Annotated in this window: 17 protein-coding genes; 9 read left to right on the top strand and 8 right to left on the bottom strand. The window is 63.6% G+C overall.

Going from position 1 to position 18,959, the window contains the following annotated elements:
- Window positions 1–104: 104 nt before the first annotated feature.
- The 6 genes from P3S72_RS00780 to P3S72_RS00755 are packed head-to-tail and all read right to left on the bottom strand — an operon-like array spanning window position 105 to window position 5,791.
- Window positions 105–1,037: a phosphatidate cytidylyltransferase gene (locus tag P3S72_RS00780; RefSeq protein ID WP_247408497.1), complete on the bottom strand. Its 933-nt coding sequence runs from the start codon at window positions 1,035–1,037 to the stop codon at window positions 105–107.
- Window position 1,038: 1 nt separating this feature from the next.
- The gene (locus P3S72_RS00775) at window positions 1,039–1,659 is read right to left on the bottom strand and encodes a lysophospholipid acyltransferase family protein (protein ID WP_276195551.1); all 621 of its coding nucleotides are present in this window, start codon (window positions 1,657–1,659) and stop codon (window positions 1,039–1,041) included.
- 9 nt (window positions 1,660–1,668) lie between these two features.
- Window positions 1,669–2,112, bottom strand: coding sequence for a hypothetical protein (locus tag P3S72_RS00770; protein ID WP_276195550.1), 444 nt, complete (start codon window positions 2,110–2,112; stop codon window positions 1,669–1,671).
- Window positions 2,102–3,400, bottom strand: a complete 1,299-nt coding sequence (locus P3S72_RS00765) for a phosphatase PAP2/dual specificity phosphatase family protein (RefSeq protein ID WP_276195549.1) — start codon at window positions 3,398–3,400, stop codon at window positions 2,102–2,104. Before P3S72_RS00765 ends, P3S72_RS00770 begins: the two co-directional genes overlap by 11 nt.
- A gap of 2 nt (window positions 3,401–3,402) precedes the next feature.
- On the bottom strand, window positions 3,403–5,157 hold the full coding sequence (locus tag P3S72_RS00760) for a bifunctional alpha/beta hydrolase/class I SAM-dependent methyltransferase (protein WP_276195548.1): 1,755 nt from the start codon (window positions 5,155–5,157) through the stop codon (window positions 3,403–3,405).
- 10 nt (window positions 5,158–5,167) lie between these two features.
- A complete protein-coding gene (locus P3S72_RS00755) occupies window positions 5,168–5,791 on the bottom strand; it encodes a CDP-alcohol phosphatidyltransferase family protein (protein WP_276195547.1) in 624 nt (207 codons plus the stop codon).
- A 319-nt stretch (window positions 5,792–6,110) separates the two neighbouring features.
- Here P3S72_RS00755 and P3S72_RS00750 point away from each other — a divergent pair, with 319 nt between their 5' ends.
- The 8 genes from P3S72_RS00750 (at window position 6,111) to cfaB (ending at window position 15,280) form a co-directional block, all read left to right on the top strand.
- A complete protein-coding gene (locus P3S72_RS00750; protein WP_276195546.1) occupies window positions 6,111–8,036 on the top strand; it encodes a protease modulator HflK in 1,926 nt (641 codons plus the stop codon).
- 12 nt (window positions 8,037–8,048) lie between these two features.
- Entirely contained in the window at window positions 8,049–9,038 is a 990-nt protein-coding gene (locus tag P3S72_RS00745) for a protease modulator HflC (protein ID WP_276195545.1), read from the top strand.
- Complete coding sequence (locus P3S72_RS00740) at window positions 9,035–10,069, top strand: protease modulator HflK (protein ID WP_276195544.1); 1,035 nt, start codon at window positions 9,035–9,037, stop codon at window positions 10,067–10,069. The genes P3S72_RS00745 and P3S72_RS00740 overlap by 4 nt, the downstream gene beginning before the upstream one ends.
- Window positions 10,066–11,952, top strand: a complete 1,887-nt coding sequence (locus P3S72_RS00735) for a cation-translocating P-type ATPase (RefSeq protein ID WP_276195543.1) — start codon at window positions 10,066–10,068, stop codon at window positions 11,950–11,952. The genes P3S72_RS00740 and P3S72_RS00735 overlap by 4 nt, the downstream gene beginning before the upstream one ends.
- Before the next feature lie 115 nt (window positions 11,953–12,067).
- A complete protein-coding gene (locus tag P3S72_RS00730) occupies window positions 12,068–12,319 on the top strand; it encodes a hypothetical protein (RefSeq protein WP_247404852.1) in 252 nt (83 codons plus the stop codon).
- Window positions 12,320–12,383: 64 nt separating this feature from the next.
- Window positions 12,384–13,229, top strand: coding sequence for a DUF692 domain-containing protein (locus P3S72_RS00725; RefSeq protein ID WP_247404855.1), 846 nt, complete (start codon window positions 12,384–12,386; stop codon window positions 13,227–13,229).
- On the top strand, window positions 13,220–14,008 hold the full coding sequence (locus P3S72_RS00720) for a DNA-binding domain-containing protein (protein WP_276195542.1): 789 nt from the start codon (window positions 13,220–13,222) through the stop codon (window positions 14,006–14,008). Before P3S72_RS00725 ends, P3S72_RS00720 begins: the two co-directional genes overlap by 10 nt.
- Before the next feature lie 87 nt (window positions 14,009–14,095).
- Window positions 14,096–15,280, top strand: a complete 1,185-nt coding sequence (cfaB, locus tag P3S72_RS00715; protein ID WP_276195541.1) for a C17 cyclopropane fatty acid synthase CfaB — start codon at window positions 14,096–14,098, stop codon at window positions 15,278–15,280.
- A gap of 623 nt (window positions 15,281–15,903) precedes the next feature.
- Here the strand turns inward: cfaB and cls are convergent.
- The gene (gene cls, locus P3S72_RS00710; protein WP_276195540.1) at window positions 15,904–17,343 is read right to left on the bottom strand and encodes a cardiolipin synthase; all 1,440 of its coding nucleotides are present in this window, start codon (window positions 17,341–17,343) and stop codon (window positions 15,904–15,906) included.
- A 130-nt stretch (window positions 17,344–17,473) separates the two neighbouring features.
- Here cls and P3S72_RS00705 point away from each other — a divergent pair, with 130 nt between their 5' ends.
- A complete protein-coding gene (locus P3S72_RS00705; protein ID WP_276195539.1) occupies window positions 17,474–17,995 on the top strand; it encodes a DUF3617 domain-containing protein in 522 nt (173 codons plus the stop codon).
- An 84-nt stretch (window positions 17,996–18,079) separates the two neighbouring features.
- Here the strand turns inward: P3S72_RS00705 and P3S72_RS00700 are convergent, their stop codons facing one another.
- Window positions 18,080–18,958 (bottom strand): metal ABC transporter substrate-binding protein, encoded by an 879-nt coding sequence (locus P3S72_RS00700; RefSeq protein WP_253400201.1) that lies wholly within the window; start codon window positions 18,956–18,958, stop codon window positions 18,080–18,082.
- Window position 18,959: the final 1 nt, after the last annotated feature.

Raw genomic sequence — 18,959 nt, 5'->3', positions numbered from 1 at the left:
GTCTTTAAGACAAACGATGAGGTCGATACGTCGCATCGTGGGGGATGTTTATGGGAGGCTGACATTCACATGTTGATCTTCGTCAGGCTTGAGGGCGCTGTTTGTCAGGTCCACCAATAGCGCACCAGATGAAAGAAGATCGGCGCCGCAAAGCACACCGAATCCAGCCGATCGAGCATCCCGCCGTGCCCTTCGATCATATGCCCCCAGTCCTTCACGCCACGGTCGCGTTTGATCGCCGACATCACAATGCCGCCGGCAAACCCCAGCAGGTTGATCAGCAGCGCAATCAGGAACGACTGCCACGGGTTGAACGGCGTGGTCCACCACAGCGCGGCGCCGATCAGGGAGGAGAGCAGGATGCCGCCGACAAAGCCTTCAACGGTTTTCGACGGTGACAGGTTGGGCGCGATCTTGTGTTTGCCGAACAGCTTGCCGCACACGTACTGCAGCACGTCCGACAGTTGCACCACGATCACCAGGTAGGCGATCAACAGCAGGTTGCGGCCTTCATAGCCGGGGATGTCGAGGGTGAGCAGGGCGGGCACGAAGGACACGCAGAACACCGCGATCATCAGGCCCCATTGCACCTTCGACGCACGCTCCAGGAAGTGCGTGCTGTCGCCGCCGAGGGAGGCGAGGATCGGTAGCAGCAGGAACACGTACACCGGGATGAAGATCGAGAACAGCCCGTACCAGTCGGCATAGATCAGCAGGTATTGCAGCGGCAGCGCCAGGTAAAACGCGGCCACCAGGGCCGGGTAGTCGCTGCGCCGGGTGGGGGTGAGGGTGAGGAATTCGCGCAGGGCGTAGAACGAGACGGCGTAGAACAGCAGGATCACTGCGCCGGTGCCGAGCCAGAAGGCGATGCCGATCACCACCACCATCACCCACCAGGCGTTGATGCGGGCGTTGAGGTTGTCGATCACCGCATTCGGCGTGCCACGGGTGCGCAGCTTGAGGATCAGGCCGATCAGCGAGGCGAGTACCAGGATCGCGCCGATCCCACCGAACAGCATCAGGGTTTGGCTATCCATGTCAGAAATGCTCCGGGGCGAGGGCGAGCAGGGCGTCGCGGGTGCGGGCAAGGAAGGCCGCTTTGTCTTCGCCGTCTTCCAATTGCAGTGGGGCGCCGAAGCTGGTGGTACACAGCAAAGGCAGTGGCAGGACGCGGCCCTTGGGCATGACCCGGTTGAGGTTGGCAATCCACACTGGGATCAATTCGGCCTGTGGGTAACTTTTTGCCAGGTGATACAGGCCGCTTTTAAACGGCAGCAAGCCATCCTCCAGATTGCGTGTGCCTTCGGGAAAGATGATCAGCGAGTCGCCGCCTTCCAGCGCGGCGAGCATGGGCTGCAAGGGGTTATCCACAGGGTCTTTGCGTTCACGGTCGATCAACACGCCGTTGAATACGCGGCGGATGATGTAGCGGCGTAGCGCACTTTTATTCCAGTAGTCACTGCCAGCCACCGGGCGCGTGAATTTGCGCAGGTTCTGCGGCAGCGATGCCCACAGCAACACGAAGTCGCCGTGGCTGCTGTGGTTGGCGAAGTAGATGCGTTGCACCGGCACCGGCGCGCAGCCCAGCCACAGGCTACGGGCGCCGGTGACGGTGCGGGCCATCGAGGTAATCAGGGTGGCAACCACGGGTTCAAACATGGGGATTCCTTATCCGGCGAAAGGTAGCCAAGGGCTGGCGAGGATCACGCCCAGGGTCAGCAGCACTTGCGCGCCGAGCAGCCAGGCTTGCTTGCGCAGCAGTTTGAGGGCGCCGCGACGGCGTTCGGTCCAGGGCCGACCGGCGCGTTTGGGCGACTGCAGGCCGAGGGTTTGCAGGGCCTGGTCGAGGTCCGGGGTGCGTTCGGTGTCGCGGGCGAGCAGGGTGAACAGGTCGGCGTCGAAGGCCACGCGCAGTGCCCAGTACTTCTGCAGCAGGCCGAGGATAATCATCCACAGGCTGAGCAGCAGGCAGATCGGCGCGACGCTGGCCATCAACAGTTGCGCCAGGCCGAATAACACGCCCAGCAGCGTCAGGCCTGTGGATAACTGATCCAGTGAGCGGCCACGGCGCAGCAGGCTGGCGACGACCTGAAGTTCCATATCAGCAGGCATGGGGCAAGGCCTCCAAGGCATGGCGATGAGCGGGATGCAGGACCACCTGGGTCCGTGCTGTACGAATAATAGCCAGTGCTTGATCCACCGTGGCGGCGCGTCCGCTGTGCAGCAGCCAGGCGGCGACGGCGGTAGCGCTGCGCGAATAGCCGAGGGCGCAGCACACCAGCACGGCGCCGCTGGCGCGCAGGCGTTCGATGGCTTGCGCCGCTTGCAGGCATTCGGCGGGTGTCGGCGCGATCAGGTCGAGTACGGGGATGCCTTGATAGGCGCGGCCCTGTGGATTAATCGGCAATTCCGCGCACAAATCGACGATGGCCGTGAATGAACCTTGCTCGCGCACGGTAGGCAGCCGCCCGAGCCAGACGTTATCCACAATTAGGTCGGGTTGTGGATGCGTGCGTGTCCACCACCGCGAATTGAGCCACGCCGCCGCCAGATACGGTGCATACAGCCAACGCGCGGCGGGGGTCAGTTGACCGTCGGCACGTTTCTGGAAACCTGGCGCGCCGAGAGCGACGTAATTCGCCATGATCAGCCCCAGGGACAACGCCGGCCACAGTAGCCACAGCCACCCGCCGCCGAGGGTAAACGCGAGGGTGATCAGCCCCAGCGCGCCCAGGCCGTAGCGCAGCCCCAGCCGCCAGCGCGTGGAATCGCGGGTCAGCCGCGCATTCAACAGCGGGCTCGGGTGTTCCAGCGGCCACAGCCACACGCACAGCCAACCCGCCAGGGCGCCTGTGGGTAAGTCGATAAAGTGGTGTTGATAAGTGGTCAGCACCGAAACCCCGATCAACCCGAACCAGCCGTGTACCAGCCAGCGCCAGGCGCCCTGGGTGTGACGTTGGTACATGATCCACAGGATCACCAGCAGCGCGATATGCAGCGACGGTGCCTGGTTGAACGGTTTGTCGAAACCGGCCAGCACGGCGAACAGCCAGCCGAACACGCCGTCCAGCTCCGGCCTTTCGAAGGTGAAGCGCAGCGGCCAGATCAGGAAGCAGCTCACGGCGATGAGCTGCGCACTCAGCAGGCGCAGCGCATGTTGCTTCAGTTCATGGCGGCTGTTGGGCAGCAGCAGGGATAAACCGTAGAGCAGGTCGATAGTCCAGTAGGGCACGATGGTCCAGGCCCAGAACGGCATGTGGGTTTCCCAATCGAACACCAGTGTGCCGACGTCGCTGCGCTGGCTGGTGACCCATGTGGCAAAGCCATAGGTGCTGAAAAACAGCGGCGCCAACAGCAACAGCCACAGGAACGCGGGCTTTAACAGGCCGGGTTCGCGCATGTTCAGATCTTCTGCGCCAGGGACACGGTAAAGATGCCCCACTCATCCACCCGCTGGGTGATCTTGCGGAAACCGGCGGCTTCCACCAGTTGATCCATTTCTGCCTGGCTGCGCCGGCGCATCACCCAGGCCTGGCCCTGGCGATGGCTGGTCAGCGCGCGGGCGATCAGTTCCAACTGCGGGTGCCACGGCTGGCCGGTGTAGACCAGATAACCGCCGGGCTCCACGGCTTCGGCCAGGCCCGCCAGCGAACCGCCGACCATGGCGTTATCGGCAAACAATTCATACAGCCCGGAGACCACCGCCAACGTCGGCTTGGGCGCCAGCGCCGCCAAGTCCGCGCGGTCGAACGCATCGCCTTTGACGAATTGCGCGATATCCCCCAGGCCTTTCTCGCGAATCAGTGCGCCACCATCGCGCACGTTGATGTCGCTGTAGTCGCGCAGCAGGATCGATTCCGGTAGCGGCGAAACGCCCTGCAAGGCTTCGAGAATGTAGCGACCGTGGCCGGCGGCGATATCGACGATGCGCACTTCGCGGTCCGCTGTGCGCAACTGGGTCATGGCCAGGCGCAGCAGCTCTTCGACATTCAGCTTGCGCTGGCGAATGCCGCGCCAGCCGATGGAGTTGAGGTAGTTGGTGTCGATCATCCGGCCCAGCCGGCCTTTGCCGGTGGGCGTGTTGCGGTACACGTAGTCCAGGGTGCTGCCGGAGTCGAAACCGGTGTCGAAGCCCAGCTTCACGCCGTCCGACAGGTTCTTACCGAGGCCCATGCTGGCGCGGGTCATACGCCAGTACAGGTCGCGCAGGGAATTGCGCGGCAGCGGTGCGGCGAGGGATTCGGATTCGGCGCAGGTGGCGCCCAGCTTGTCGGCATCGAGCAGCGAGGCGCGGTCCAGCGGGTGCGCGAAGTTCTGCAGGATAAAACGCCGGGCGCTGCTCACGGCCACGGCGCGGTCGCGCTCGCCGAGGGTGTCGTGGAAGAAGCCTGGGAGGATATGCAGCTCTTTTTTCAGGCTGCCGAGGCGGTCGAAAAACTGTTGTTGGGGTTTGCGATGCACCACGAAATCGGAGCCGGAGATCAGCAGTTGGGTCGGCACCTGGATCGCCTGGGCATCGGCGACAACCCGGTCGGCCGCTTCGTACAGACCGAGTAGCACATTCACCGAAATCGCCTTGGTGATCAGCGGGTCGCTGTCGTAGGACGCGACGCGCTCCGGGTCGTGGCTGAGGAACTTGGCCTTGACGTAACTGTTGACGAAAAAGTTGCCGCGAAACTTGCGCATCAGCGCCAGGCCCGGCCGGGCGAAGGGCACGTACAGTTTGACGTTGAACGCCGGGGAGGCGAGCACGAGCGCGCGGATTTTCGGCGCGTAGTCGTGGACCCAGGTGGCTGCAATCACCGCGCCGACGCTTTGGGCGATGACTGCAGTATTTTCGGCCTCGACGCCGTAAGTGACGCCGATGTGGTCGCAGAAAGTCTGCACGTCGCGGGCGCTGGTGGCGAAGCTGGGGCTGTCGCCGCGCTCGCCGGGAGATTGGCCGTGGCCACGGGCGTCCCAGGCGAAGAAGTCGAACTGTGGCAGGTTCAGTTCATCGACCAGGTGGGCGATGCGCCCCGAATGCTCATGGCCGCGATGGAACAGCAGGATCGCCTTGCGCGGCTCGCCGTCCGCTGGGGCGGTAGCCGGCCAGTGCCGGTAGAAAAGCTCGACGCTATCATGGGTACTGAAGGTGTGTTCTTGCTGTTCGCGCATCGCAAAATCCTTATGCAGAAGGGGAAATGTGTTGTTCTTCTTTGAGGCCCTGACGCACCCGGTTGACCAGGGTGTAGGCGAGCAGGGCGGCGACCAGCCACATCACCGTATCGACCCAGCCGGCGCCGAGCCAGCCCAGCGCCACGCCGGTGGCCAGCACGCCGAGGACGAATGCCCGATCACTTTTGCCCATCGGCCCGTCGTAGCGCCGTGACGCGCCGACCATCGGCCCGAGCACCCCGGCGTATTCGCTGAACACCGCCAGCAAGGTCACCAGCAGCACCGGCGCCAGGCTGACGCCGGGGAGCAGTGCAAAGGGCAGGATCAGCGCGCTGTCGGCGATCACGTCGCACAGTTCATTGAGGTAGGCGCCCAGGCGCGACTGCTGGCCGAATTCCCGGGCGAGCATGCCGTCGATGGCGTTGAGGGCCATGCGCACGATCATCCACAGCGGGATCAGCGCAAACACCCAGAGGTGCTGGGCAAAGCCGGCGATCAGCAGGCCGACCAGCAGGGAGATGACCCCGGCCAGCACGGTGATCTGGTTGGCGGTGGTGCCGTTGTCATAGAGGCGCTGCACGAGGGGGCGCAGCAGGTTTTGAAACCGCGGTTTGAGCTGATAGATCGAAATCATGGGGGTGACGCTTCCTTGTCCGTGAGCCCGCGAAAAACTGGTCGAGAGTGTGCCGATTAATCGTCACCTGCACCAGTGATAGCGTGTGTTTATGGGGGTTTAGTCACGCTCCGGAGCGCGATGAAGAACAAATGTGGGAGGGGGCTTGCCCCCGATGGCGGCGGACCCGCCAACCCATGCATCAACTGACCCAGAGCCATCGGGGGTAAGCCCCCTCCCACAGTGGGTCTGTGTGGCATGTGAATACGGTGTTTAACGAACACAAATTTCACGCATTGTGTTATATCGTAACGAATTATGTACAGGCGGGCATGAGTGGATGCAAGTGGATCTAGAAGCTGACGGCGCTTCGGTTGAAGGCCTGCCGCGTTTTCAGCAAGGGCTGTTCCATGCCCGTCGATTGAGGCAAGCCGGTATCAGCCTGACTGCGTTGGCCATCAGCGGCTGGGTGCTGGCGCTGTTTGTTGCGCTGTTTGCACCGGTGTCGATCTGGCCGGTGGTGTTGATTAACTGCGCGTGCGCGTTGCTGGTGCTGGTGGCCGGGTTGCAGTCGGCGTGGTGGGTTGCCGATTGGCGTGCCCAGGCGCTGGAAGCGTCGGCGCCCGACTTACTCGCAGCAGAGGGCGAACCCGCCGGCTGGCAGGCGCGCCTGGTGGGGCGTTTCGGCAGAGGGTTGCTGGCCCAGATCGGTGCGCCGGTGTTGTGGCTCGGCGGTTGGTCGTTGTTCGCGCTGGTCAGCATCATTGAGTTCTGGAACCTGGGCTTGCCGGCGGCAGCGGTCGGCCAATCCGCAAGTATCGGCGCCGCGCTGGCCTTGGCATTGGCCTTTGGCCTGCTAGTGTTCGAGCGGCGCCTGGCCCAGGAAACCGCCGCGCAATGGCCGGAAGCCGCGCAGTTGGCGCAACTAAGCCGGGTGGCGATTAGTTGTCTGCTGATCAGTGCGATTTGCCTGCTGTTTGCCAGTGCGGCGTCGGTGTGGCCGCTGCGCCTGGCGACGCTAGCTGGGCTGTTGCCGGCGCTGGTCGCGCTGGAGTTTCTGTTAAGGGCTGTGCTGTCGCTGTTCAGCCCGCGCCAACCGCGCCTCGAACCGCGCTTGATGGCGCAGAGTTTTATCGCCGGGCTGCTGCGCTGGCCGCCGCAACCGCTGCAGGCCTTGCAGCACGAATTGCACAACCGCTTCGGCATCGACCTGCGCCAGATCTGGGCGTTTACCTACATGCGCCGGGCGTTTCTGCCGGTGCTGCTGGTGGTGCTGGCCGTCGGCTGGGCGCTGACGGGGGTGCATGAAGTGCCCCTGCAAGGCCGTGGGATTTATGAGCGCTTCGGCAAACCGGTGCACGTCTTCGGCCCGGGTCTGCACGCCGGGTTGCCGTGGCCGTTGGGCCGCGTGCTGAACGTGGAAAACGGCGTGGTGCATGAGCTGGCGACCAGCGTCAGCGAAGCCGCCAGCCCGGAGCTCGCAGCGGCCGAAGGCCCGGCGCCGCCGATCGCCAACCGCCTATGGGACGCCAGCCATGTGAATGACAAATCCCAGGTGATCGCCAGCAGCCGCGGCGACAAACAGAGCTTCCAGATCGTCAATATGGATGTGCGCTTCGTCTACCGTATCGGCCTGACCGACCAGGCCGCGCTTGCCGCCACCTATAACAGTGCGGATGTGCCGACCCTGATCCGCAGCACCGCCAGCCGTATCCTCGTGCATGACTTTGCCTCGCGCACCCTCGACGAATTGCTCGGCGAACAACGCACCGGCCTGGCCGAAGAGATCGGCCGCGCCGTGCAAGCGGACCTGCAAAAACTCGACAGCGGCGTGGAAATTCTCGCCACGGTGGTCGAAGCCATCCACCCACCGTCCGGTGCCGCCAACGCCTACCACGGCGTGCAAGCGGCGCAGATCGGCGCCCAGGCGCTGATCTCCCGCGAACGCGGCGCCGCCAGCGAACAAACCAACCAGGCCCTGCTGCAAGCCAGCACCGCCCGCGACCAGGCCCAGGCCACCGCGCGTGAGGTCAATGCCGGCGCCCAGGCGGCGGACCTGCGCTTTGCCGCCGAACAAAAGGCCTACGCCAGCGCCGGCAAAGCCTTCGTGCTGGAGCAGTACCTCGGCCAACTGACCCTGGGCCTGGCTCACGCCAAGCTGCTGATTCTGGATCATCGCCTGGGCGCCGACAGTGCGCCGACGATCGATCTGCGTTCTTTTTCCTTGCCGGCCGATCCCTCGGTGCCGCGTAAAGCCGTTCAATAAGGAGTCTGTCTGTTGAGCGCTCATTCTCACGATCATGGTCACCACCACCACGGCCACCATCACCACCACCACGGTGATGAACAACCCGCCGGCCCCTTCCCTTGGCGGCGCATGGCCTGGGCCGTGTTGCTGGTGCTGTTTGCGGTCGCGGCCGCGAGCCTGGTGCAGGTGCGGTCCGGCGAAGCCACGGTGATTACCCGTTTCGGCAACCCGTCGCGGGTGCTGCTGGAGCCGGGCCTGGGCTGGCGCTGGCCGGCGCCGTTCGAAGCGGCGATCCCGGTGGACCTGCGTCTGCGCACCACCTCCAGCGGTTTGCAGGATGTTGGTACCCGCGATGGCCTGCGCATCATCGTGCAGGCTTACGTGGCGTGGCAGGTGCAGGGCGATGCCGACAATGTGCAGCGCTTTATGCGCGCAGTGCAGAACCAGCCGGATGAAGCAGCGCGGCAGATTCGTACCTTTGTCGGCTCGGCGCTGGAAACCACAGCGGCCAGCTTCGACCTGTCCAGCCTGATCAATACCGATGCCAGCCAAGTGCGCATCGCCGATTTCGAAGCGCAGTTGCGTCAGCAGATCGATCAACAATTGCTCACCACCTATGGCGTGCGCGTGGCGCAGGTGGGCATCGAGCGGCTGACCTTGCCGTCGGTGACGCTCATCGCCACTGTCGACCGCATGCGCGCCGAGCGTGAAACCATCGCCACCGAACGCACCGCCGTGGGCAAGCGTGAGGCGGCGCAGATTCGCTCCGCCGCCGAGCGCGATGCGCGAATCGTGCAGGCCGATGCCACGGTGAAAGCCGCCGACATCGAAGCGCAATCGCGGGTCGAAGCGGCGCAGATTTATGGGCGGGCCTACGCGGGCAATCCCCAGCTGTACAACCTGCTGCGTTCGCTGGACACCCTGGGCACCGTGGTCACCCCGGGCACCAAGATCATCCTGCGCACCGACGCCGCGCCGTTCCGCGCACTGGTGGACGGGCCGAAGGACGTCCAGCCATGACCGAGCGTGACAGCCCGGACAGCCCGTGGATTCAGGCCGGGCGCCTGACGTTCATGGCGCTGTACGCGGTGACGGTGTTGGCCGCCCTGGCCTGGGCGTTTTCCAATGTGCGCCAGATCGACCCGCAAAATCGCGCCGTGGTGTTGCACTTCGGCGCGCTTGATCGGGTTCAGAATGCCGGGCTGTTGCTGGCGTGGCCGCAGCCGTTCGAGCAGGTCGTGCTGTTGCCGGCGGGGGACCGGGTGATCGAGCGGCGGATCGACAACCTGCTGCGTTCCGATGCCGCGGTGCAGGCCGACCGCGTGGCCAGTTTCGCCACGCCGTTGAGCGATGCCCTGGCCGGCTCCGGCTACCTGCTGACCGGCGACGCCGGCGTGGTGCAGCTGGATGTGCGGGTGTTCTACAAAGTCACCGAGCCTTATGCGTTTGTGTTGCAGGGCGAGCACGTGCTGCCGGCGCTGGATCGTCTGGTGACGCGCAGCGCCGTGGCCCTGACGGCGGCGCGGGATCTGGACACCATTCTGGTGGCGCGCCCCGAATTGATCGGCAGTGACAACGGCGCCGCCGAGCGCCGTGAACGGCTGCGCGGCGACTTGGTGCAAGGCATCAACAAGCGCCTGGCGCAGTTGACCGCCAGCGGCTTGGGAGTGGGTATCGAAGTCACCCGCGTCGATGTGCAATCGAGCCTGCCGAGCCCGGCGGTGAATGCCTTCAACGCGGTGCTCACCGCCAGTCAGCAAGCCGACAAAGCCGTGGCGAATGCACGGACCGACGCGGAAAAACTCACGCAAACCGCGAACCAGCAGGCTGACCGCCTGGTGCAAGTCGCCCACGCCCAGGCCAGCGAACGCCTGGCCAATGCCCAGGCGCAAACCGCTACTGTCGCCAGCCTGGCCCAGGTCAAAGACCCCGGCTTGCTGTTGCGCCTGTACCGCGAACGCTTGCCGAAGATTCTCGGCCAGGCCGGTTCCGTGACCACGGTCGATCCCAAAGACGACTCCCGCTTGATCATTCAGGGAGCCGAACAATGAGCGCGCCCATGCTGACATCCGCCGAGCAGCGCAGCGCCGCCCGGCAATTGACCCTGGCCATGCTCGCCCTCGGCTTGCTCGTGCTGGGCCTGGTGTGGCGCTGGCTGGCGCCGGACCAGAGCGGCGTCAGCCAGTTGCTGCTCGGTGTGGCCTCGCTGCTGGTGGCCGTGCCGGTGATGCGCTCGGCCTGGTACAGCCTGCGTTTTCCCAGCCTGCATGGCATCACCGACCAGCTCATCGCCCTGGCGATGCTCGGCGCGTGGGCCACGGGCGATCTGCTGACCGCCGCCTTGCTGCCGATCATCATGATCTTCGGCCATGTGCTGGAAGAGCGCAGCGTGATCGGCTCTCAGGAAGCGATCCATGCCCTCGGCAAACTGACCCGCAGCCACGCGCGCCTGGTGCAGGCGGACGGCAGCATCAGCGAGGTCGACAACGGCACGCTGAACACCGGCGACATCGTCGAAGTGCGCGCCGGCGACCGCGTGCCCGCCGATGGCGTGGTGCTGTCCGGCCAGGCCAGCCTCGACACGGCGCCGATCACCGGCGAATCGGTGCCGCTGGAAGCCAGCGTCGGCGTGCAAGTGTTCGGCGGTGCGATCAACCTCGACGGGTTGTTGCGCCTGGAGGTGACCCGCACCGGCAACGAGTCGACCCTGGGCAAAGTCATCGCCCTGATGCAGAACGCCGAGCGCTCCAAGCCGCCGATCACGCGCCTGCTGGAGCGCTACGCCGGCAGCTATATGGTGTTGGTGCTGTTGCTGGCGGCGGTGACGTGGTTTGTCACCCATGACGCCCAAGCGATGCTCGCGGTGTTGGTGGCGGCGTGCCCGTGCGCGCTGGTGCTGTCGGCTCCGGCCACGGCGATTGCCGGGATTGCCGTGGCGGCGCGGCATGGGATTCTGATCCGCAGCTCGGCGTTCCTCGAAGAGTTGGCGGACCTGACCTCGCTGGTGGTCGACAAGACCGGCACCCTGACCTTTGGCACCCTGCGTTTGCAGTCCATCGAAACCACCGCGCCGGACCGCCAAGGGTTGTTGAACCTGGCGGCCAGCCTCGGGTCGGCCAGCAGCCACCCGGTCAGCCGCGCGTTGGCGGGGTTGGCGACGCAGGAACAGCTGTTGGTGCTCACCGACATCCGCGAACGCCAAGGCCTCGGCGTGGTGGCCCAGACCGCGCAGGGCGAAGCGGCGCTGGGCCGGCCGGAGCTGTTCGAGCAGTTGGGCATCGCCACCACCCGCGTCCCCGACCATGATGGCCCGATTGCCGGGCTGGCCTTGAACGGTGCGTTCCTTGCCTGGCTGTTGCTCGCTGACAGCGTCAAACCTGAAGCGCGCCAGGCCCTGCAAGAGCTGCGCGACCTGGGCCTGGGTCGCCAACTGCTGCTGACCGGCGACCGTCAAAGCGTGGCCGACAGCCTGGCCCTCGACGTGGGCATCAGCGATGTCGAAGCCCAGGCTCTGCCGGAAGACAAGCTCAACCGCGTATTGGGGGAGATCCGCAGCGGTTTCCGGCCGATGGTGGTGGGCGACGGCATCAACGATTCCCTGGCGCTCAAAGCGGGCGTGGTCGGTGTGGCCATGGGCGCGGGCGGTGCGGATATCGCGCTGGCCTCGGCGGATGTGGTGTTGATTGGCAGCGACTTGCGCCGCCTGGGCACGTGTGTGCGCTTGAGTCGTCAATGTCGGCACACGTTGCAGGTCAACGTGATCATCGGCCTGGGCTGGACGCTGGCCATCGTGGTGTTCGCCGCGTTTGGCTGGTTGGGGGCTGCTGGCGCGATGATCGCGGCGGTGTTGCACAACCTCAGCACCTTGCTGGTGCTGGGCAATGCCGGGCGTTTGCTGCGGTTTCAGGAGCCGTTGTCGAAGCTGGAGAAATAACTGTCAGATTTTTTTCGAGGGTGCTGTAACGGCAAGGGGGCACCTCACTCTAGTGGTATGTCGGGACTGAGCATGCCGCTCAGCCGACCTAACCACGCTCTATGAGGATGACCCCATGACCATCAAAAACGCCATTTCCGGTGCTGCCCTGGCGCTCGCTGCTGCCACCCTGTTTGCCGGTGTCACCACCCAGGTACAGGCCGCCGACGCTGCGGTGCATTGCTACGGCGTCACCTCCTGCAAAGGCATGAATGACTGCAAGACCGCTGAAAACGCCTGCAAGGGCCAAGCGGTTTGCAAGGGTCATGGCTTCAAGGCCATGACTAAGGCTGCGTGCGACAAGGCCGGTGGCAAAGTCGGCGAGTAATCGGCCCCCGCGTACCCCGCAGCGGCCACCTGCCGCTGCGGACACGTTTGCCCAGGAGTGTCTGATGTCCATGTCCCTTCCGAGCCTGGGTTACGGCCTGGGTCTACGCAGTGAGTACTACCAGCAGATCCTTGAACAATCGCCGGCCGTGGATTGGTTCGAAGTGATCTCCGAGAATTACCTGGTGCAGGGCGGTAAAGCCTTGTACTACCTGGACGCGATCGCCGAGCGCTACCCGCTGGTGATGCACGGTGTGTCCCTGTCCATCGGCGGGCCCCATGCCCTCGATATCGATTACCTCAAGCAGCTCCAGCAACTCGCCGCGCGCATCCAGCCGGCGTGGATCTCCGATCACCTGTGCTGGAGCCGTGGCAGCGCGCACCAATTGCATGACCTGCTGCCCCTGCCTTACACCGAAGAAAGCCTGTATCACGTGGCCAGTCGTGTGTTGCAGGTGCAGGATGTGTTGCAGCGCCCGCTGGTGCTGGAGAACGTCTCCAGCTATGTGCGCGCCAAGGCGGATGAATTCACCGAGTGGGAATTCCTCAACGCGCTGACCCAATTGACGGGGTGCCAGTTGCTGCTGGACGTCAATAATGTGTACGTCAGCTCGCGCAATCACGGTTTTGATGCCTGGACGTTCATTCACAACCTGCCGCCGCAGAGCATCCGCCAACTGCATTTGGCGGGGCATATGGACTACGGCGATTACGTGGTCGATACCCATGACCATCCGGTGTGTGATCCGGTGTGGGCGCTGTATCAACAGACCCTGGAGCACCTGGGCCCGGTCTCGACGTTGCTGGAGCGCGATGACCATTTTCCGCCGTTCGAAGAGCTGCTCAGCGAGTTGGACAAGGCCCGCACGCTGGGTGCGACCGCCTTGGCCAGGAGAACGTTATGCGCCTGACGGATTGGCAACTGGCCTTCGAAGAGCACTTATTGGCCGAAACCCCTGTGGCCGGCACTGGCTTTGCCGCCACGTTGCTGGGTGGTCCTACGCTGGATGTGGAAACGGGCCTGGCGATTTATCACAATGCCTACCTGTCGCGGTTGCAGGACGTGTTACGCCAAGACTTCGGCGCCCTCTGGTATTGGCTCGGGGATGACGAATTCGCCTCGTTGACCGAGGCCTACGTGCGTCGCTATCCCTCTGCCCACTACAGCTTGCGCTGGTTGGGCCAGCGGTTCGCGGCGTTTATCCAGGAGCACCTGGTGGCTGAGCAAAGCGCCCCGCTGTCTGAGCTGGCGCGGCTGGAGTGGGCCTTTACCCTGGCGTTCGATGCGCCGCCGGGTACGCCGCTGACCCTGGACGACATGGCGCGACTGTCACCGCACGACTGGCCGGGTTTGCAGGTCACCCTGGCGCCGACCGTTCAGCAGATACTCTGCCGCTTCAACAGCGTAGAGACCTGGCGCGCCGGCAAGGCCCAGTCGGACTTGCGCGCCGGCCAGCCCCTGGATACGCCGCAGATCTGCCTGGTGTGGCGCCATCAGCAGGTGTGCCGCTACCGCAGCCTGGAACCCGCAGAAACCTGCGCCTTGGCGGGTATGGTGACCACCGGCTGGTGTTTTTCAGAACTGTGCGCACAGTTGGCAGTCAGCTATGGAGAGGGTGCGCCCCTGCAAGCGGTCTCGTGGCTGAAACAGTGGATTCAGGACGGTTTGCTCGAACGCCGATTTTCATAAGCGCAGGTTATGAAATCGATAGCTTCCTACGTTGTCGTGGGATGGTCTACCCTCTTTCCAGACGTCTGAAACAAGGGGGGACTACTCATGCTCGCGCAACTTCCACCGGCCTTACAGAATCTTCAGCTACCGCTGCGTCTTCGACTCTGGGACGGCCATGAATTCAACCTGGGCCCCGAGCCCAGTGTGACCATCGTGGTGAAGGACCCCACGGTTGTGTCCACGCTTTTCCATCCCACGCTCGATTCATTGGGCGAAGCCTTCGTCGAGGGCAAGCTGGAGCTGGAAGGCTCCATCGCCGAGGTGATCCGGGTGTGTGACGAGTTGAGTTATGCCCTGATCGATGACGATGCGGACAATCATCCGGTGCGCTCGATCCACGACAAGGCCACTGACGCGGCGGCGATTTCCTACCATTACGACCTGTCCAACGCGTTCTACCAGCTGTGGCTCGACCAGGACATGGCGTATTCCTGCGGTTACTTCGAAACCGGCAGCGAATCCATCGACCAGGCTCAACAAGACAAATTCCGTCACCTGTGCCGCAAGTTGCGCTTGCAGCCGGGGGAGTATTTGCTCGATGTCGGCTGCGGTTGGGGCGGGCTGGCGCGGTATGCGGCGCGGGAGTTTGGGGTAAAAGTGTTTGGCATCACCCTGAGCAAGGAGCAACTGGCCCTGGCCAAAGAGCGCGTGAAAGCCGAGGGCCTGGATGATCAAGTGGACCTGCAACTGCTCGATTACCGCGACCTGCCCCAGGACGGCCGTTTCGACAAAGTGGTGAGCGTGGGGATGTTCGAACACGTCGGCCACGCCAACCTGGCGCAATACTGCAAGACCCTGTTTGGCGCGGTGCGCGAAGGCGGCCTGGTGATGAACCATGGCATCACCGCCAAGCACATTGACGGGCGCCCCGTGGGCCGTGGCGCCGGGGATTTTATCGAGCGCTACGTATTCCCCAACGGCGAACTGCCGCACCTGGCGATGATGACCGCCGAGCTCAGCGAAGCCGGGCTCGAAGTGGTCGACGTAGAAAGCCTGCGCATGCACTACGCACGCACCCTCGACCATTGGAGCGAACGCCTGGAAGACAACCTGGAAGCAGCGGCGAAGCTGGTGCCGCAGCAGGCATTGCGCATCTGGCGGTTGTACCTGGCCGGTTGCGCCTACGCGTTTGCGCGGGGCTGGATCAACCTGCACCAGATCCTGGCGGTAAAACCCTTCGCCGATGGCAGCCATGAACTGCCGTGGACGCGGGAAGACATCTACCGTTGAAGCATTTTCGCGCAGCCCCGTGGATGCAAAATGTGGGAGGGGGCTTGCCCCCGATTGCGGTGTGTCAGCTAGCGGATTGGGCACTGATTCACCGCCATCGGGGGCAAGCCCCCTCCCACATGTTTATCGCAGCGTCTGTTAGAGAATCGGTGAGATAAGCCGCGCGATCGGCATGCTGGCGGTAAAACCCCACGCCGATGGCAGCCATGAACTGCCGTGGACGCGGGAAGATATCTACCGCTGAAGCGTTCCCCGCAGCTCGGCGGATGCAAAATGTGGGAGGGGGCTTGCCCCCGATTGCGGTGTGTCAGCTAGCGGATTGGGCACTGATTCACCGCTATCGGGGCAAGCCCCCTCCCACATGTTTACCGCAGCGTCTGTTGGATAATCGGTGAGATAAACCGTGCGATCCGCATACTGGCAGTAAAACCCTTCGCCGATGGCAGCCATGAACTGCCGTGGACGCGGGAAGACATCTACCGTTGAAGCATTTTCGCGCAGCCCCGTGGATGCAAAATGTTGGAGGGGGCTTGCCCCCGATTGCGGTGTGTCAGCTAGCGGATTGGGCACTGATTCACCGCTATCGGGGCAAGCCCCCTCCCACATGTTTATCGCAGTGTCAGTTAGAGAATCGGTGAGATAAGCCGCGCGATCCGCATGCCCAGTTGTTGCAGGCGGCGGGTTTCGCGGCTTTCTTCCTGGCTGACTTCATGGGCCTGGGCGAAGTCATCGAGCAGCATGTGCTCCACTTGCTGGGCGAAGGCTTCATCGACGGTCAGCAACATCACCTCGAAGTTCAGCCGGAACGAACGGTTGTCCATATTCGCACTGCCGATGGCGCTGATTTCGCTGTCAACCAACACCACTTTCTGGTGCAGAAACCCCGGTCTATAGCGGAACACCCGCACCCCGGCGCGCACCGCTTCGATCGCGTAAAGGCTGGAGGCGGCATACACAATGCGGTGGTCGGGCCGCGACGGGAGCAACAGGCGCACGTCGACCCCGCGCAGCACCGCCAGGCGCAGGGCGGCAAACACCGCTTCATCCGGGATGAAATACGGGCTGGTGATCCACACGCGCTCGGTCGCGGCGTGGATGGCTTCGACAAAAAACAGCGAGCAGGTTTCATAAGGGTCGGCCGGGCCGCTGGCGAGCAATTGGCAGAGCACGCCGTCTTCGGGGTAAGTGTCCGGCAGGATCAGCGGCGGCAGTTCCCGCGCAGCCCAGAACCAGTCTTCGGCAAACGATTCCTGCAGGCACGCCACCACCGGGCCGATGACCTGCACATGGGTATCGCGCCACGGCGCCAGTGGCGGTTTTTTGCCCAGGTATTCGTCGCCGACGTTATGCCCGCCGACAAACCCGGTGATGCCATCCACCACCACGATCTTGCGGTGGTTGCGGAAGTTGACCTGGAAGCGATTGAGCCAGCCGCTGCGGGTGGCGAACGCCTTGACCTGCACCCCGGCGTCGCGCAGCGATTGCACATAGCGAGAGGGCAGGGCGTGGCTGCCGATGCGGTCGTAGAGCACGTAGACGGCTACGCCCTGGGCGACTTTTTCCTTCAGCAAGGCATGCAACTGCCTGCCGAGTTCATCGTCATGAATGATGAAGAACTGGAACAGCACGGCGGTTTTGGCGCCGCGAATCGCGTCGAAGATCGCACTGAAGGTGGCGTCACCATTGATCAGCAAGCGCACTTCATTGTTCGCCAGGCACGGCATGCGGCCCAGCTTGGGCATCGCCCGCAGCGAGGCGTAGGCGCTGGAGTTGCGTGCGGCCAGGGCTTCCTCGACCCACGGGCGCCAGTTCAGTTCGTTGATTGCGGTGTGCATTTCCTGGTTGGCCTGGCGCCGCGCCTGGATGTACGCATCGAAGGTGCTGCGGCCGAAGATCAGGTAAGGAATCAGCGTCAGGTAGGGTACGAACATCAGCGATAAGGCCCAGGCAATCGAGCCTTGGGCGGTCCTGACGGTCAGCACCGCATGGATCGCGGCAAGCGTTCCGAGAAAATGCAGCGTGGCGATAAAGTAGGCGAGCAGGTGCGGGCCAAAAAAATCCATGGACGATGTCACTCCAGGCAATCCAGTGCCTAACAGACCATGTTCGGTCAGGAATGTCGCTATTTTCTTTGCCGTGCAACACTGGCACTTTTGTGGCGTCTAACGCCCACAATTGCCCAGGAGTTACTCGATGAATGCTCGTCTGCTAGGTTTGGCCATGGTTATTGGTTTGTCACTGCCCGTGGCGGCACAGGCGCAGATGCTGGCGCCGGGCTTGTGGGAATTGACTACGAGCAACATGAAAGTGGATAACCAGGACCTGCCGGACCTGTCGCTGATTCTCGGTCAGCTCAAGCAACAGATGACCCCGGAACAGCGCGCCATGCTGGAAAAACAAGGCATCGCCATGGCCGGCAAAGGCGTCCAGGTGTGCCTCACCCCCGCCCAGGTCGCCTCCGACTCGATCCCGCTGACCGACCCGCAGTCGGGCTGCAAACAGCAAGTGACCGACAAGAGCGGCAACCAGTGGAAGTTTCGTTTCAGTTGCCCGAAAGCCCAGGGTACCGGCGTGGCCACCTTCCAGAGTCAGAAAGAGTTCACCACCACGGTCAACGGCACCTTCAACGCGACCGGCATTCAGCAGAAGGGCAGCCTGGACAGCCACGCCCAGTGGCTGGGGGATAACTGCGGCACCGTCAAACCGCGCGCTTAACCCCGACCATCAGGTGTAGCCCCTGGCCGTTGTGTCAGGCCAGGCGGGCAAACTAGACAGTCACGCCGGACGCGTTCTTGCGGATCATGGTTTGCCCAACGCCGCGCACAGGGTGTTGAGGTTGTATTCGAACAGCCCGATAAAGGTGCTGGCCGGGCCTTCTGCGGCGAGGGCGTCGGAGTACAGCGTGCCGCCGATCTGTGCGCCGCTTTCGCTGGCGATCTGTTTGAGCAGGCGCGAGTCCTTGATGTTTTCAATGAACACGGCTTTGACTTTGTCCTTGCGGATCTGGGTGATCAGCGCGGCGACTTCAGCGGCTGAAGGCTCACGCTCGGTGGACAAACCCTGGGGCGCCAGGAACTGGATGCCATAGGCCTGGCCCAGGTAGCCGAAGGCGTCGTGGGAGGTGACGATACGGCGGTTGCCCGCTGGCAACGCGCCGAACTTGGCCTTGGCCTCGGCGAGCAGGCGGTAGATGTCTTTCAGGTACGCCTGGCTGTTGCGCAGGTAGTCGGCCTGGTTGGCCGGGTCGGCGGCCACCAGCGCCTTGGTGATGTTGTTCACATAGATTTCGGCATTGGCCAGGTTATGCCAGGCGTGCGGGTCCGGGATGGTTTCGCCGTCTTCCTCCATGGTGTGGGAGATCACGCCTTTGCTGGCGGTGACCACGGTGGCGCGGGTTTCGGTGCTGGCCACCAGGCGGTCCAGCCACGGCTCGAAGCCGAGACCATTTTTGATGATCAGCTTGGCCTTGAGCAGCGCCTTGGCGTCGTCCGGGCTCGGCTCGTAGGTATGCGCGTCGGCGTCGGGGCCGACCATGTTGCTGATCTGGATGTGCTCACCGCCGATCTGGTGAGTGATGTCATCGAGAATACTGAAGCTGGTCACCACCTGGAGTTTGTCGGCGGCCTGGGCCATGGACAACGGCAGTAGCAGACTGAACAGCACGAATAGAGCGCGCATC

Source organism: Pseudomonas sp. D3 (assembly GCF_029320995.1).
GTDB lineage: Bacteria > Pseudomonadota > Gammaproteobacteria > Pseudomonadales > Pseudomonadaceae > Aquipseudomonas > Aquipseudomonas paraveronii.
The sequence above is the reverse complement of the archived record's forward strand: the minus strand, read 5'-3'. Positions and strand labels throughout refer to the sequence as shown.